Source organism: Alcanivorax sp. (assembly GCF_040119285.1).
GTDB lineage: Bacteria > Pseudomonadota > Gammaproteobacteria > Pseudomonadales > Alcanivoracaceae > Alcanivorax.
In genome coordinates, this window is the sequence record NZ_JBEDTY010000027.1 from 19,660 (window position 1) to 34,772 (window position 15,113).

Genomic DNA, 15,113 nt, shown 5'->3' on the forward strand with positions numbered 1-15,113 from the left:
CATTACGCTGCTCCCGGCAAATGGTGTAAGGTGTAAATTCGTTAGTGTGCGCGCGAGCGCCCGGATTAATCGAGGTCTCCCTTGAACGACATGACCAAGAATATTGTGCTGTGGCTGGTAATCGCCGGCGTCCTGTACGTGGTGGCATCCAGCCTCAGTACCCAGCCTGCAACCACAGATGTGCCCTATTCCACCTTCATTTCGCGGGTAGAAGCCGGCAAGGTGCAGGAAGCTAAAATTGGCGAAAGCACGATTACCGGGACCTACACGGATGGTGGCCAGTTCAAGACGGTGAAGCCGCCGACCCTGGACACCAACCTGATGCCCACACTGATTCAGAATGATGTGAATGTGGTGGGCCTGGAGCCTCAGCGTCAGAGCTTCCTGACGCAGCTGTTCCTCTCTGTGTTGCCGATCCTGCTGATCTTGGCCATTTTTATCTTCTTCATGCGCCAAATGCAGGGCGGCGGCCGTGGCGGCGGTGGCCCCATGACGTTCGGTAAATCCAAGGCCAAGTTGCTGGGTGAAGACCAGATCAAAACCACTTTTGCCGATGTGGCGGGCGTGGAAGAGGCCAAGGAAGAGGTGCAGGAGCTGGTTGAGTTTCTGCGTGATCCAGCCAAATTCCAGCGCCTGGGTGGCAAGATCCCCCGTGGCGTCCTGATGGTTGGTTCCCCCGGTACCGGTAAAACCCTGCTGGCCAAGGCCATTGCAGGCGAAGCCAAGGTGCCTTTCTTTAGCATTTCCGGTTCTGATTTCGTGGAAATGTTTGTGGGTGTTGGCGCTAGCCGTGTCCGGGACATGTTCGAGCAGGCCAAGAAGCACTCCCCCTGCATTATCTTCATTGACGAAATCGATGCGGTGGGCCGCTCCCGTGGCGCCGGTGTAGGTGGTGGCCACGATGAACGTGAGCAGACACTGAACCAGCTGCTGGTGGAAATGGATGGCTTTGATGGCAATGAGGGCATCATCGTTATCGCCGCTACCAACCGTCCGGACGTGTTGGACCCGGCGCTGCTGCGCCCAGGCCGCTTCGATCGCCAGGTAACCGTGCCGTTGCCGGATATTCGCGGTCGCGAACATGTATTGAAGGTGCATATGCGCCAGGTGCCGATCTCTGACGATGTGGAGCCGGCGCTGATCGCTCGCGGTACTCCTGGTTTTTCCGGGGCGGACCTAGCCAATCTGGTCAACGAGGCTGCTCTGTTTGCTGCCCGTGCTAACAAGCGCATGGTTTCCATGGAAGAGTTCGAGAAAGCCAAGGACAAGATCCTGATGGGTGCCGAACGCCGCTCCATGGTGATGAGCGAGAAAGAAAAACTGAACACCGCTTTCCACGAAGCGGGCCACGCTATTGTGGGTCGCTTGGTGCCGGAGCACGACCCGGTTTACAAGGTCAGCATTATTCCACGCGGCCGTGCGCTGGGTGTGACCATGTACCTACCGGAAGAAGACAAATACTCCCAGTCCAAGCGTGGTCTGGAGTCGTCGATCTGCTCGCTGTTCGGTGGTCGTATCGCCGAAGAGATGACGCTGGGCTTTGATGGTGTGACCACCGGTGCCTCCAATGACATCGAGCGCGCTACCAAGCTGGCTCGCGCCATGGTGACCAAATGGGGCTTGAGTGAGAAGATGGGCCCGTTGGCTTATGAGGAAGAAGAAGGTGAAGTGTTCCTCGGCAAACAGGTGGGGCAGCGCAAGCATATGTCTGAGCAAACAGCGGAAGAAATCGACCGTGAAGTGCGTGCCATCATTGATGATTGCTACGGTCGCGCCAAGGATATTCTGGAAAGCAATCGCGACAAGCTGGACCTGATGGCGGATGCATTGATGCAGTATGAAACCATCGACGCGGCCCAGATCGAAGACATCATGGGCGGTCACAAGCCGCGCCCGCCGAAAGATTGGCGGGATCAGGGGCCGGGTAACGGTGCTGCCGCTTCTGGTGATAGTGCCTCCGGTGATGACCCGATCGGTGGGCCTGCCAACACGCACTGATCCATGATGCATCAACAGACGCTTAGCTGTGGGGCGCGGACACTGAACCTGTCCGCGCCTGTGGTTATGGGTATCCTCAATGTGACCCCCGATTCTTTTTCTGATGGTGGCCGTTTTGCCGAGCGCGATGCAGCGCTGCGTCAGGCAGAGCAGATGCTGCGTGATGGTGCGGCGATCATTGATGTGGGAGGGGAGTCGACTCGACCCGGTGCCACACCGGTATCTGAGCAACATGAGCTCGATCGGGTTATTCCCATCGTTGAAGCGTTAAGCCGTGAATTGGATGCGTTGGTTTCCATGGACACCAGCACTGCTGCGGTGATGCGTGATGGGGCCGCTGCTGGCGCAAGCATGATCAACGACGTGCGTTCCTTGCGTCGCCCCGACGCCATGCAAGCAGCAGCGGCCAGTCAGCTTCCGGTTTGTCTAATGCATATGCTGGGCGAGCCCGGCACCATGCAGGATAGCCCCCGTTACGATGATGTTACTAATGAGGTGATCGCCTTGCTGCGTGAGCGCATCGGCGCATGTGAGCAGGCCGGTATTTCCCGCGATCGCTTGCTGGTGGACCCAGGCTTTGGGTTTGCCAAGGCCTTACAGCACAATTTGCAGCTTATGTATGAGATGGACGCGCTTCAGGCCTTAGCGTTGCCTATTCTGATTGGGGTGTCGCGGAAATCTTTATTCGGCAAAGTGTTGGGGCGCGATGTGGGCGAACGATTGCCAGGCAGCCTGGCGGCGGCCGTAATGTGCGTAGAACGCGGTGCAAGCATTGTGCGCGCCCACGATGTTAAAGAAACCGTGGACGTGGTGCGTTTTGCCCATGCGGTTAGGGAATCACAACGAGAAGCGCAAAAGGAGTTGTCATGACGCGCAAATATTTCGGCACCGACGGGGTGCGAGGCACCGTGGGCGAGTTTCCCATTACGCCCGATTTTGTGCTCAAGCTGGGGTGGGCCGCCGGTAAGGTGCTAGCGGCTCGTGGTGGTAGCAAAATCTTGATCGGTAAAGATACCCGTATTTCCGGTTATATGTTTGAGTCAGCCTTAGAGGCGGGGATCTCCGCAGCCGGAGTGGATGTACGCTTGTTGGGGCCGTTGCCCACCCCCGGGATTGCTTATCTCACGCGCACACTTTCGGCTCAAGCCGGCATTGTGATTTCTGCGTCTCATAACCCTTATACCGATAACGGCATCAAGTTTTTCGGAGCGGATGGTCGCAAGCTCAATGATGAAATTGAGCTGGAGATCGAGCGCTTGCTGGATGAGCAAATGACGGTGGTGTCCACGGATCAGATCGGCAAGGTGCGGCGTATTGATGATGCCCGTGGTCGTTATATTGAGTTTTGCAAAAGCACGGCGCCTGGGCTGAATCTTAATGGCATGAAGATTGTGGTGGATACCGCCAACGGTGCGGCCTACCACATTGCCCCTGATGTGTTTGAAGAGCTGGGTGCCACCGTGGTGCCACTGGCGAATCGGCCAGACGGCTTCAATATTAATCGCGATTGTGGTTCCACTCATCCCGAGGCGCTACAGCGCAAGGTGCTGGAAGAAAAAGCCGATCTTGGTGTGGCGCTGGATGGCGATGCGGATCGGTTATTGATGGTCGATCACGCGGGTAACTTGGTCGACGGTGATCAACTGTTATTTGTGGTGGCCCGCGACCGCAAAGAGAGCGGCGTGAAAATGGATGGGGTCGTGGGAACGCTAATGTCCAATTTCGGCCTGGAGCTGGCGCTGCAAGCTGAAGGCATTGAGTTTGTGCGGGCCAATGTCGGCGATCGCTACGTCATGGAGCAGTTGGATAAGCGTGGCTGGAGCATCGGCGGAGAATCCTCCGGGCATCTGGTGTGCCTGGATTGCACCACCACGGGGGATGGAACCGTCTCGGCATTGCAGGTGTTGGCGGCCTTGTCCCGTCGTAAGCAAGGCTTGGCCGAGTCTGTCGCAGACGTGGCCATGCTCCCCCAGAAGATGATCAATGTGCGTGGCCCTAACCGTGAGGGCTTTATGGAGAACGGGGATGTGCAGGCGGCCATGGCAGAGGTAGAAGAAAAGCTGGCCGGTAATGGCCGTATCCTGCTGCGACCCTCCGGCACTGAACCATTGGTGCGGGTAATGATTGAAGGCAAGGATGCGGATCGGGTGGAAAGCCTGTGCCGTGAGCTGGCCGAAGTGGTGGAAAAGGCCATTAATTAAGCGGCACGCAGCAGGCTTCACGCAATACATGGCGTGAATGTCCATTGCGCGTGAGCGAGTAACAGATAAGAGAGACAATAATGAATAGAACCCCTCTGGTTGCGGGCAACTGGAAAATGAACGGGCGCAAGGACTTGCTTGCCGAAATGGCAGACGCTCTGGCGGGCTACGCTGGTGCTGCCGAGGTGGTTATCTGTCCACCTTTCCCGTATTTGGCTGCGGCCAGATCTGCGATGCCGGAGACGATTGGTGTTGGTGGCCAGAACGTGAGTGAGCGAGAGGATGGCGCTTTTACGGGAGAGGTGTCTGCGCCAATGCTGGCCGAGATGGGGTGTGGCTACGTGATTATTGGCCATTCCGAGCGCCGTGCACTGTATGGGGAGACGGATGCTGCAATCGCAGGCAAATTCGCTCGCGCCCAGGCGGCTGGGCTTACCCCCATCCTCTGTGTGGGGGAAACCCTGCAAGAGCGTGAAGCGGATAGCACCGTGGAGGTGGTCTGTGGACAATTGCAGGCGGTGATTGATGGGGTTGGTATCGCGGCATTTGCTCGTGCAGTAGTAGCTTACGAGCCGGTCTGGGCGATTGGCACTGGCAAGACAGCCAGCCCGGAGCAGGCCCAGGTGGTCCATGCTTGTTTGCGCCAGTCTTTGGCTGAAAACGACCCGGATATCGCTCAATCACTGCAGTTGCTTTACGGCGGCAGTGTAAAGGCGGATAATGCCGCCCTTCTATTTGCCCAGTCAGACATCGATGGGGGTCTGATCGGTGGGGCATCGTTAACAGCCGACAGCTTTATTGCGATCTGTCAGGCGGCGGAATAATTAGAGACGTTATGGATATTGTTGTTCATGTAGTGCACGTGCTGGCAGCCCTTGGGTTAATTGGTCTGGTGCTGATTCAGCACGGTAAAGGCGCTGATGCGGGTGCTTCCTTCGGCGGCGGCGGTTCTCAAACTGTTTTTGGGAGTGCCGGGTCGGCTAATTTTCTTACCCGCGCTACGGCGGTGCTGGCAGCGCTGTTCTTCGTGACCAGCTTGGTTTTGGCGTGGATGGCGCGTCAGGAAGCGGACAGCAGCCGTAGCTTTTTGCCGGAGCTGGAAACCGTTGAACACCAGGATGTGCCTGTTATTGACGAGGCTCAGTCGGAAGTTCCGGCCGGCATGACCGAGGTGCCTGTGGCCCCGGATGCCAAAGAAGGGGAAAAAGAAGTTTCGGATGTGCCTCAAGCTGAGGTAGAATCCCCGGCCCCGACTGAGGTGCCTCAGTCGGAGCAGTAAGTTAAGCGTTCTTTGCCGAAGTGGTGGAATTGGTAGACACGCTATCTTGAGGGGGTAGTGAGCTTCGCTCGTGCCGGTTCAAGTCCGGCCTTCGGCACCAATTAGGGAACGTTTTGCTGGCGAGCGTTGTCAGTGAAGCGTAAGGAAAGATCGGTGTGCATTATCGATTTTTTCTGAGATCGGCCTGAGTGGCTGATCAGCATCAGGTTCTGTGGCTTTTCCTGATGCTAAGGCTTCGAAAAATAAATACTTTTTCGATAATGCCTTGACAGAGCAGGCGCCTCTGAGTATTATTTGCGCTCGATTTTGATGCGGGGTGGAGCAGTCTGGTAGCTCGTCGGGCTCATAACCCGAAGGTCGTAGGTTCAAATCCTGCCCCCGCTACCACTTAGATGAACCAGAAAAACATCTCTGGTTCAAAGCGGACAAAAAGCCCCTCTAGCAGGGGCTTTTTGTTATCTGCAAACCGACCCGGTTAGTGGGAATGGGCGGTGGATCCGCGGTCGTTGCAGGAAAAGCTGCAATTACGGCTGCATCCTCGGGCCCATTTTTTGTTTGTACCGTCGGAAAGGTTTATGTCTAAACGCACAGAGCAGTTAACGGAGCTGTTGGCTCCAGTAGTGGAAGATCTGGGCTTCGTGCTCTGGGGTGTGGAATACATCCAGGGGCGCGCGGCTGTTTTGCGTGTGTTCATTGATCACGCAGAAGGTATTTCAGTAGATGATTGCGCGGCCGTGAGCCACGAAGTGAGCGGCGTGCTGGATGTGGAAGATCCTATCTCTGGTGAGTTCAATCTTGAGGTGTCCTCGCCGGGAATGGATCGCCCCATGTTCGACATTACGCAGTATGTCGATTACATCGGTGAACATGTGCAACTCAAGTTGCTGGCACCGGTAAGCGGCAAGCGTAAAATGACGGCGGCCATCGTGGCCGTGGACGGCGATACGCTGGTGGTGGAGCTGGACGGCGAAACCTTGCGTGTTCCTTACAGTCAGGTAGATCGTGCCCGGTTGCAGCCCCGCTTCAACTGAGCATGTCCTGAAGAACTTTAGTCTTTGTAAAGGCCTGGCCATGAACAAAGAGATCCTGCTGGTAGCGGAAACGGTATCAAACGAAAAAGGTGTAAGCCGAGACGTGATCTTCGAGGCCATTGAATTGGCACTCGCGGCGGCTACCAAAAAACGTTTCAAACAAGAAGACGTAGAAATTCGTGTGGATATTGACCGGGTGTCCGGCAATGCTCGCAGCTTTCGTGTGTGGCACGTTGTGCCTGACGAAGAGCTCTACGAATTTGGCAAGCAGCTGACACTGGATGAAGCCCACGAGCAGGATACGTCGCTGCAGATCGGGGACATCTGGGAAGAGGAAGTTGAATCCGAAGCCTTTGGTCGTATTGCTGCGCAAACTGCCAAGCAGGTTATCGTACAGAAGGTACGTGAAGCCGAGCGTCGTCAGATTGTTGAAGAATACCGTGATCGTATTGGCGAATTGGTTAGTGGCACGGTAAAGAAAGCCAGCCGTGACTCCATCGTGCTGGACTTGGGTGGCAATGCCGAAGCGCTGATTACCCGAGAACACATGATTTCCCGTGAAGCGGTTCGCCAGAATGATCGCGTTCGTGCCTATCTGTTAGGCGTGAATGAAGAGAACCGAGGCCCGCAGTTGTTCGCCAGCCGTGCCTGCCCTGACATGCTGGTGGAGTTGTTCAAGATTGAAGTGCCAGAGATCGGTGAAGAGCTGATCGAAATTAAAGGCGCTGCTCGTGATCCAGGGTCCCGAGCCAAGATTGCCGTGAAGACCAACGATCAGCGTATTGATCCGGTTGGCGCTTGCGTAGGCATGCGCGGTGCGCGTGTTCAGGCTGTTTCCAACGAGTTGGCTGGAGAGCGTATTGATATCGTCCTGTGGGACGATAACCCGGCACAGCTAGTGATTAATGCCATGCAGCCGGCAGAAGTGGCCTCCATTGTTATGGATGAAGAAAGCCACTCCATGGATATCGCCGTTGAAGATGAATCTGCACTGGCCCAGGCCATCGGTCGTAGCGGCCAGAACATTCGCCTAGCGTCTGAATTGACTGGCTGGGAACTCAATGTCATGACCATTGATGACGCTGAGAGCAAGCAGGAAGAAGAAGCGGAGCAGGCCCTGCAAACGTTCATGAATGAATTGGATGTGGACGAAGATGTAGCCGGGGTGCTGGTTGATGAAGGTTTCTCAACCCTCGAAGAAGTGGCCTACGTGCCCGAGGAAGAGATGCTGGCAATTGATGGTTTTGATGAAGAAATCGTGGAGCTTTTGCGCCAGCGTGCCAAAGATGCGCTGCTGACCAAAGCCCTGGTATCTGAAGAGAAGTTTGACCAGGCCGAACCTGCGGAAGACCTTCTGAACATGGAAGGGATGGATCGCGAGTTGGCCGTTGAATTGGCTTCCCGTGGCATTGTCACGATGGAAGACCTCGCCGAACAGGCAGTGGATGACCTGCTGGAAATTGAAGGCCTGAGCGAAGAGCGTGCAGCCGAGTTGATTATGACTGCGCGGGCGCCCTGGTTTGAAGGTGAAGACGAAGCCGGGGCATAAGTGCCCATTCCAGGCTGATCAAGCAGGCACCATCAGAGACGGACAGGAGAGTGTTGCTGACATGGCAGAAACGACCGTAAAGAAACTGGCCGACATCGTAGGGACGCCCGTCGAGAAGCTGCTTACGCAGATGAAAGACGCAGGGTTGCCCCATGGCGATGCCAGCGAAGTGGTCTCCGATGAACAAAAGCAGCAGCTACTGGCGCATCTGCGCAAGTCTCATGGTGCCCAGGACGAAGGTAGTGGAAAGAAAATCACACTGAAGCGTAAGTCCACTAGCACCATCAAGACCACCGGCGCTGCCGGCAAGTCCAAAACCGTGAACGTGGAGGTGCGCAAGAAGCGCACCTACATGAAGCGCGATGTGTTGGAAGCGGAAGAGCGCGAAGAAACGGAGCGTCTGGCGGCTGAAGAAGCGGCGCGAGCCGCAGAAGAAGAGAAGCGAGCGGCAGAAGAAGAGAAGCGAGCGGCAGAAGAAGCTGCCAAGCGTGCTGCCGATGATGAAGCGGCACGGTTGAAGGAAGATGAAGCGCGCGCCAAAGCCGAGCAGGAACGTAAGGCTGCTGGTGAAAAAGCGGCAGAAGAAAAGAACAAACGTGTTTCTGTGCCCAAGGTTTCTGCAACCAAGAAGCCTGCGAAGGAAGAAACGCCGGAAGAAAAAGCCAAACGCGAAGAAGCCGAGCGCAAGCAGCGTGAAGCTGACGAAGCCAAGCGCAAGCAGGAAGCAGAGGCCCGCAAGAAAGCGGAAGAAGAAGCGGCTCGCCGCACCGCTGAAGAAGCGGCCCGTATCGCCGCTGAGCTGGAACAGCGCGGTGAGCAGGAAGAGAAGAAACCTGCTGCCGAAGAAGACAAGGACAAGGGTTCGTCCATTGTTAATGCCGCCCAAGAAGCCAGCTATCAGCGTGAAGAGCGCCAGTCTCGCCGTCGTCGTCGCAAGCCCAAGGTGGCAGGCGTTGTGCACGGCAAGATGAAAAGCTCCATGAATAAGCAGCATGGCTTTAAAACGCCGACGGAGAAGAAAATCTACGAAGTCGAAGTTCCAGATACCATTACTGTGACCGACTTGGCCCAACGTATGAACGTCAAGGCCAAGTCGTTGATTAAGTCTCTAATGAAAATGGGCGAAATGGTCACGGTTAATCAGCCGATCGATCAGGAAACTGCCTTCTTGCTGGTAGAAGAGATGGGCCACAAGCCCATTGCCAGCAAGGGCCAAGAAGAGCTGCTTGAAGATCACCTTGCGGCGGACTTGGTTACTCGCGATAGCGTTGATTCCGAGCACCGTGCGCCCGTTGTTACCATCATGGGCCACGTAGACCACGGTAAAACCTCCCTGCTGGACTATATCCGTAAAGCCAAGGTGGCAAGCGGTGAAGCGGGTGGTATTACCCAGCACATCGGTGCGTACCACGTTGAGCACGAGAAAGGCATGATCACCTTCCTCGATACGCCGGGTCACGCGGCCTTTACGGCCATGCGTGCTCGTGGTGCCAAAGCCACGGATATTGTGGTGATTGTGGTGGCGGCCGATGACGGCTTGATGCCACAAACCGAAGAAGCGATCAACCACGCGAAAGCATCCGGCGCGCCGATCATTATTGCGGTCAACAAGATTGATAAAGAGCAAGCTGATCCGGATCGCGTGCGTAATGAAATGGCGACCAAAGATGTGATCCCGGAAGAGTGGGGTGGCGAATATCAGTTCATCAATGTCTCGGCTCATTCCGGCGAAGGCATTGATGACCTTCTAGATGCCATCTTGCTGCAATCCGAATTATTGGAGCTGGAGGCGCAGGCATCCGGTTCTGCTACCGGTGTGGTTATCGAGTCCCGTATTGAAAAAGGTCGCGGTACGGTGGCCTCCATTCTGGTTCAGGGTGGCGAGTTACAGATCGGTGACATGCTGTTGGCCGGTGCTCACTTTGGCCGTGTGCGAGCGATGATCGATGAGAATGGCCAGCCAATCCAAAAAGCGGGTCCCTCTATTCCGCTGGAAGTGCTGGGCCTGAATGGCGCACCGGAAGCCGGTGAGCAGATCCAGGTTGTGACAGACGAACGTAAGGCGCGGGAAGTGGCTGAGTTTCGTCAGGAACGTGACCGTGAGCTCAAGCTCAAGCGTCAACAGGCTTCCAAGCTGGAAAATCTGTTTGAAAACATGGGTAGCGCAGAAACCAAAACCGTTAACATCGTGTTGAAGACCGATGTGCGCGGTTCACTGGAAGCGTTGACCAGTGCCCTGAATGATTTGGGTACTGACGAAGTGAAGGTGAATCTGGTTTCCAGCGGCGTGGGTGCGATCAATGAATCCGACGTTAACCTGGCGATGACCAGTGAAGGTGTTTTGCTGGGCTTTAACGTTCGTGCAGACTCCAAGGCCAAGAAAACCTGCGAGCAGGAAGGCATCGATCTGCGCTACTACAGCGTGATTTATGAGCTGATTGACGATGTGAAGCAGGCCATGAGTGGTTTGCTGGCACCGGAAAAACGCGAAGAGATCCTTGGTGTGGCTCAGGTGCGCGACGTGTTCCGTTCTTCCAAGTTCGGTGCTGTTGCCGGTTGTATGGTGGTGGAAGGTACGCTGTACCGTAACCGTCCTATCCGCGTTCTGCGCGACGATGTAGTGGTCTTCGAAGGCGAGCTGGAATCCCTCCGTCGCTTCAAGGACGATGTGCCTGAAGTGCGTAACGGCATGGAGTGTGGCATCGCGGTGAAGAGCTACAACGACGTGAAAGAAGGCGACAAGATTGAAGTCTTCGAAGTGAAGGAGGTGGCGCGCTTCCTGTAAAGGAGTGTGCCCGAACTCGCTATGAGCCGTCATCGCCGCCCCCAGGGCTTTAACCGCACCGACCGTATCGCTGACCAGATTCAGCGTGAATTGTCCCGGTTGTTGCAGTTCGAAATGAAGGACCCACGGGTCAATCTGGCGACGATCCAGGATGTAACGGTTTCTCGTGATCTGTCCTATGCGGAGGTGTATTTCACCTTGCTGGGGCAGGGCGAAGAGGCTGGCGCAGAAGCCGAAGAGGTGCTTACCAAGGCCAGCGGTTTTCTGCGCAGCAGCCTGGCCCAGGGCCTGAATACCCGCACTACCCCTAAATTGCGTTTCCACTACGACATGACTCCGGAGCGGGCTGCTCATCTGTCGCAATTGATTGATGAGGCCCGGGCAGAAGACCGGGACCTGCGTCCGGAAGACGACGAAACCGGAAACAACGAGTAACTCGGAGCTGTCAGGTGGCAAAGCGTCGTCCTAGAGGCCGTGATCTCAACGGCATCCTGTTATTGGATAAATCCTCCGGCGTGAGCAGCAATGGCGCCCTGCAAATGGCAAAAAAAATGTTTGCCGCCGCTAAGGCCGGCCATACTGGTAGCCTGGACCCGTTGGCCACCGGCATGCTGCCCATCTGTTTCGGGGAAGCCACCAAGTTTAGCCAGTTTCTGCTGGAATCGGATAAGAGTTACCGGGTAACCGCGAAGCTGGGTGTTACCACGGAAACCGGCGATGCGGATGGCAATGTGGTGCAAACGACTGAAGTGACCGCCTCTGCCGCCCAGATTGAAGCGGCGTTGTTGTCGTTTAAGGGCGATATCGAGCAAATTCCAAGCATGTATTCGGCCATCAAGCATGAAGGTGTGCCGCTCTACAAGCTGGCCCGTGAGGGGATCACCGTGGAGCGCAAGCCGCGCCCAGTGACCCTTTACGATTTGAGAATTCTACGTATCGACGGCGATGAGCTGGAGTTCGAGGTGGATTGTTCCAAGGGCACCTATGTGCGCTCGCTGGTGGAAGATACGGGCGCGCAATTGGGGTGCGGCGGGCATGTCACTGCGCTGCATCGTTTGTCCGCCGGCCCCTATCCGGCTGAGCGGATGCTGACCCTGGAGCAGTTGGGCAAGATCAAGGAAACCGGTGGTTTTGAGGCGATCGACGATCTGCTATTGCCTTTATCCACCAGCGTGGCAGACTGGCCGCGCGTTGAGCTGGGTGACAATGCTGCTTATTACCTGCAGCAAGGGCAGCCAGTGATGGCCTCAGACCGTCCACTGGATGGCTGGGTCAGCGTTTATCAGGCATCCAGTGGTGAATTTCTGGGTGTCGGAGAAGTATTGGAAGACGGGCGGATTGCCCCCCGTCGTCTGATCGCAGGCGGAGCGTCCTAAGGAACTTCACCTGATCAAGGACGGCAGCTATAAATATGCATGGCTGGCCGTGACCCTATACTGAGCATATTGGAGAAGCACCATGGCGTTAACCGTAGAACAGAAAGCTGAGATCCTGAAAGAGCACGGCCGTAAAGAGAACGACACCGGTTCCCCGGAAGTTCAGGTCGCCCTGTTGAGTGCCAACATCAATGGCCTGCAGGATCACTTCAAAGGCCATAAGAAAGATCATCACAGCCGTCGTGGCCTGATCCGCATGGTAAACCAGCGTCGTAAGCTGCTGGACTACCTGGCCAAGAAAGACCGCACCCGTTACCTGCAGCTGATCGAAAAGCTGGGTCTGCGCCGCTAAGGCATGGGTCAACGTTACAACAACAGAAGCTCGGCATAGCCGGGCTTTTGTTGTTTTAGGCTAAGGGAAAGGCCGGCGTCAGCCGTCTGCCGTGATACTGGGTGATGCGTGTTGCGTTTCTCGTTATCATGCGTGAGCGAAAGAAGAGTGTATGTAAGAGGCATGGGCCTCGAAGATTGTCGTGAAGAAGTGAGAAGAGACGAGATATGTTCAATAAAATTACCAAGCAAATTCAATTTGGCCGTGACACCGTAACCCTGGAAACCGGGCAGATTGCTCGCCAGGCAACCGCCGCTGTCATGGTCCGTATCGGTGACACAGAAGTGCTGGTCACCGTAGTGGGCAGAAAAGAAGCCGATCCGAGCAAGAACTTCTTTCCCTTGACCGTCAACTATCAAGAAAAGACTTACGCAACCGGCCGTATCCCCGGTGGCTTCCTGAAGCGCGAAGGCCGTCCTAGCGAAAAAGAAACACTGACCTGCCGACTAATCGACCGTCCGATTCGTCCGCTGTTTCCCAAGGGCTTCATGAATGAAGTGCAGGTTGTGGCTACGGTAATGTCATCTGACAAGAACCGCGATCCGGATATTGCTGCCCTGATCGGTACGTCCGCTGCCCTGTCAATTTCCGGAATTCCATTTAGTGGCCCGATTGGTGCTGCACGGGTGGGTTACAAGGATGGAATGTACATCCTCAACCCGAGCTACTCTGAGCTGGCCGACTCTGCACTGGACCTTGTTGTTGCTGGTACCGAGCCTGCTGTATTGATGGTGGAATCCGAAGCGCAAGAGCTGTCTGAAGACCAAATGCTGGGCGCGGTATTGTTCGGCCATATGGAAATGCAGCCGCTGATTCAGGGCATCAAGGAATTCGCCGCTGAAGTGGGCACTGAAACGTGGGACTGGAAACCCGCTGAGCAGAACGAAACCCTGAAAGTCGCGATCAAAGATAAGTTCGCGGCGGCATTGGGCGAGGCTTACACCATTACCGAGAAGATGGCCCGTTACGCCAAAGTGGGCGAGCTGCGTGATGCCTGTGTAGCCGAGTTTGCCACCGGTGAAGACGGTGCGCCGGAATCCGGTGAAGTGAAAGACCTGTTCGGCAAGATCGAGAAGAGCGTGGTGCGTGAAGCCGTGGTATCCGGCAAGCCGCGTATCGATGGTCGTGCTTTGGATGCGGTGCGTGCTATTGATTGCCAAGTGGGTACTCTGGCGAAAACCCACGGTTCTGCATTATTCACCCGTGGTGAGACCCAGGCGATCGTGACTGCCACATTGGGCGGTATGCGTGATGCGCAGTTTATCGACGCGCTGGAGGGGTCCCACCAGGATCACTTCATGCTGCAGTACAATTTCCCTCCATACTGTGTGGGAGAGACGGGCTTCATCGGTTCTCCCAAGCGCCGTGAAATCGGTCACGGTCGCCTGGCCCGCCGTGGTGTGGAAGCCGTTGTGCCCAACGTGCAGGACTTCCCTTACACGATTCGTGTGGTCTCTGAGATCACCGAATCCAACGGTTCTTCTTCCATGGCCTCTGTGTGTGGCACTTCCATGGCGTTGATGGATGCGGGTGTACCGCTGACCGCCCCGGTGGCGGGTATTGCCATGGGCCTGGTGAAGGAAGAAGACGGCCGTTACGCGGTGCTGTCCGATATCCTGGGTGATGAAGATCATCTTGGCGATATGGATTTCAAGGTGGCCGGTACCGCCCGTGGGGTAACTGCCCTGCAGATGGACATCAAGATCGAAGGCATTACCGAAGAGATCATGGAGAAGGCGCTGAACCAGGCAAATGCGGGTCGTCTGCATATCCTGGGTGAGATGAACAAGGCGATTGCCGAGTCCCGCTCTGAGGTATCTGACAACGCGCCGACTCTGCTGACCCTGAAGATCAACCCGGACAAGATCCGTGATGTGATTGGTAAAGGCGGTGCAACTATCCGTGCGCTGACCGAGGAAACCGGCTGCACCATCGATATCGAAGACGATGGCAGCGTGAAGATCTACGGCGAAACCCGTGAAAAAGCCGATGAAGCCGTTCGCCGTGTAGAGGAGATCACTGCGGAAGCTGAAGTGGGTGTGATCTACGAAGGCAAGGTGACACGGGTAGTGGATTTCGGCGCGTTCGTGGCGATCATGCCTGGCACCGAAGGTCTGTTGCACATCTCCCAGATCGCTGAAGAGCGCGTAGAGAAAGTGACTGACTACGTGAACGAAGGCGAGATCATCAAGGTCAAGGTCCTTGATGTGGACCAACGTGGCCGTATCAAGCTGTCCATGAAGGAAGCGAAGGAAGATTAATCTCTGCCTTGTAGTTTCCAAAAAAGGGCCGGCATTTGCCGGCCTTTTTTTATGTCCGGTGATTGACTCTCCGGTTTACGCAGGCCGTTATTAGTGGCCATGGCCGGCGGCAAAAAAAAGGTTCATCGCGGATTAGAGTGAAATAGGTATGGGCGGACAGTGCACCGAGTTAAGTTGTTTGTGCGACCAAGCAACACAACAAGGACACTGCCGCCATGCCAGATGCTACGTTTCCGTGGACT

The 15,113-nt window shown here is 55.8% G+C and carries 12 protein-coding genes and 2 tRNA genes; all 14 read left to right on the forward strand.

What is annotated here, in order from left to right; genetic code table 11:
* Positions 1 to 90: 90 nt before the first annotated feature.
* The 14 genes from ftsH (at position 91) to pnp (ending at position 14,871) form a co-directional block, all read left to right on the forward strand.
* Positions 91 to 1,998: an ATP-dependent zinc metalloprotease FtsH gene (gene ftsH, locus ABNH10_RS06830; protein WP_349385226.1), complete on the forward strand. Its 1,908-nt coding sequence runs from the start codon at positions 91 to 93 to the stop codon at positions 1,996 to 1,998.
* A gap of 6 nt (positions 1,999 to 2,004) precedes the next feature.
* On the forward strand, positions 2,005 to 2,868 hold the full coding sequence (gene folP / locus ABNH10_RS06835; RefSeq protein WP_349385236.1) for a dihydropteroate synthase: 864 nt from the start codon (positions 2,005 to 2,007) through the stop codon (positions 2,866 to 2,868).
* Positions 2,865 to 4,199, forward strand: a complete 1,335-nt coding sequence (gene glmM / locus ABNH10_RS06840; protein WP_349385227.1) for a phosphoglucosamine mutase — start codon at positions 2,865 to 2,867, stop codon at positions 4,197 to 4,199. The genes folP and glmM overlap by 4 nt, the downstream gene beginning before the upstream one ends.
* Before the next feature lie 80 nt (positions 4,200 to 4,279).
* On the forward strand, positions 4,280 to 5,023 hold the full coding sequence (gene tpiA / locus ABNH10_RS06845) for a triose-phosphate isomerase (protein WP_349385228.1): 744 nt from the start codon (positions 4,280 to 4,282) through the stop codon (positions 5,021 to 5,023).
* 11 nt (positions 5,024 to 5,034) lie between these two features.
* Positions 5,035 to 5,478 carry a preprotein translocase subunit SecG gene (secG, locus tag ABNH10_RS06850; RefSeq protein ID WP_349385229.1) on the forward strand — a complete coding sequence of 148 codons (444 nt, stop codon included), beginning with the start codon at positions 5,035 to 5,037 and terminating at the stop codon, positions 5,476 to 5,478.
* 14 nt (positions 5,479 to 5,492) lie between these two features.
* Positions 5,493 to 5,578 (forward strand) — tRNA-Leu (locus tag ABNH10_RS06855).
* Positions 5,579 to 5,788: 210 nt separating this feature from the next.
* A tRNA-Met gene (locus ABNH10_RS06860) sits at positions 5,789 to 5,865 on the forward strand.
* A gap of 188 nt (positions 5,866 to 6,053) precedes the next feature.
* A complete protein-coding gene (rimP, locus tag ABNH10_RS06865) occupies positions 6,054 to 6,509 on the forward strand; it encodes a ribosome maturation factor RimP (RefSeq protein ID WP_349385230.1) in 456 nt (151 codons plus the stop codon).
* Between the two features lie 40 nt (positions 6,510 to 6,549).
* The gene (nusA, locus tag ABNH10_RS06870; RefSeq protein WP_349385231.1) at positions 6,550 to 8,058 is read left to right on the forward strand and encodes a transcription termination factor NusA; all 1,509 of its coding nucleotides are present in this window, start codon (positions 6,550 to 6,552) and stop codon (positions 8,056 to 8,058) included.
* A gap of 61 nt (positions 8,059 to 8,119) precedes the next feature.
* On the forward strand, positions 8,120 to 10,843 hold the full coding sequence (gene infB, locus ABNH10_RS06875; RefSeq protein ID WP_349385232.1) for a translation initiation factor IF-2: 2,724 nt from the start codon (positions 8,120 to 8,122) through the stop codon (positions 10,841 to 10,843).
* Between the two features lie 21 nt (positions 10,844 to 10,864).
* Positions 10,865 to 11,278: a 30S ribosome-binding factor RbfA gene (gene rbfA, locus ABNH10_RS06880; protein ID WP_349385233.1), complete on the forward strand. Its 414-nt coding sequence runs from the start codon at positions 10,865 to 10,867 to the stop codon at positions 11,276 to 11,278.
* A 14-nt stretch (positions 11,279 to 11,292) separates the two neighbouring features.
* The gene (gene truB, locus ABNH10_RS06885; protein WP_349385234.1) at positions 11,293 to 12,219 is read left to right on the forward strand and encodes a tRNA pseudouridine(55) synthase TruB; all 927 of its coding nucleotides are present in this window, start codon (positions 11,293 to 11,295) and stop codon (positions 12,217 to 12,219) included.
* 82 nt (positions 12,220 to 12,301) lie between these two features.
* Positions 12,302 to 12,571 (forward strand): 30S ribosomal protein S15, encoded by a 270-nt coding sequence (gene rpsO, locus ABNH10_RS06890; RefSeq protein WP_007148581.1) that lies wholly within the window; start codon positions 12,302 to 12,304, stop codon positions 12,569 to 12,571.
* 206 nt (positions 12,572 to 12,777) lie between these two features.
* Entirely contained in the window at positions 12,778 to 14,871 is a 2,094-nt protein-coding gene (gene pnp / locus ABNH10_RS06895; protein ID WP_349385235.1) for a polyribonucleotide nucleotidyltransferase, read from the forward strand.
* The last annotated feature ends 242 nt before the right edge of the window (positions 14,872 to 15,113 follow it).

Excerpts from the sequence above, each read along its gene's own strand:
- ftsH (WP_349385226.1), top strand. The coding sequence starts at position 91 with ATGACCAAGAATATTGTGCTGTGGCTGGTAATCGCCGGCGTCCTGTAC.
- folP (WP_349385236.1), top strand. The coding sequence starts at position 2,005 with ATGCATCAACAGACGCTTAGCTGTGGGGCGCGGACACTGAACCTGTCC.
- infB (WP_349385232.1), top strand. The coding sequence starts at position 8,120 with ATGGCAGAAACGACCGTAAAGAAACTGGCCGACATCGTAGGGACGCCC.
- rpsO (WP_007148581.1), top strand. The coding sequence starts at position 12,302 with ATGGCGTTAACCGTAGAACAGAAAGCTGAGATCCTGAAAGAGCACGGC.
- nusA (WP_349385231.1), top strand. The coding sequence starts at position 6,550 with ATGAACAAAGAGATCCTGCTGGTAGCGGAAACGGTATCAAACGAAAAA.
- secG (WP_349385229.1), top strand. The coding sequence starts at position 5,035 with ATGGATATTGTTGTTCATGTAGTGCACGTGCTGGCAGCCCTTGGGTTA.
- glmM (WP_349385227.1), top strand. The coding sequence starts at position 2,865 with ATGACGCGCAAATATTTCGGCACCGACGGGGTGCGAGGCACCGTGGGC.
- tpiA (WP_349385228.1), top strand. The coding sequence starts at position 4,280 with ATGAATAGAACCCCTCTGGTTGCGGGCAACTGGAAAATGAACGGGCGC.
- rimP (WP_349385230.1), top strand. The coding sequence starts at position 6,054 with ATGTCTAAACGCACAGAGCAGTTAACGGAGCTGTTGGCTCCAGTAGTG.
- pnp (WP_349385235.1), top strand. The coding sequence starts at position 12,778 with ATGTTCAATAAAATTACCAAGCAAATTCAATTTGGCCGTGACACCGTA.
- rbfA (WP_349385233.1), top strand. The coding sequence starts at position 10,865 with ATGAGCCGTCATCGCCGCCCCCAGGGCTTTAACCGCACCGACCGTATC.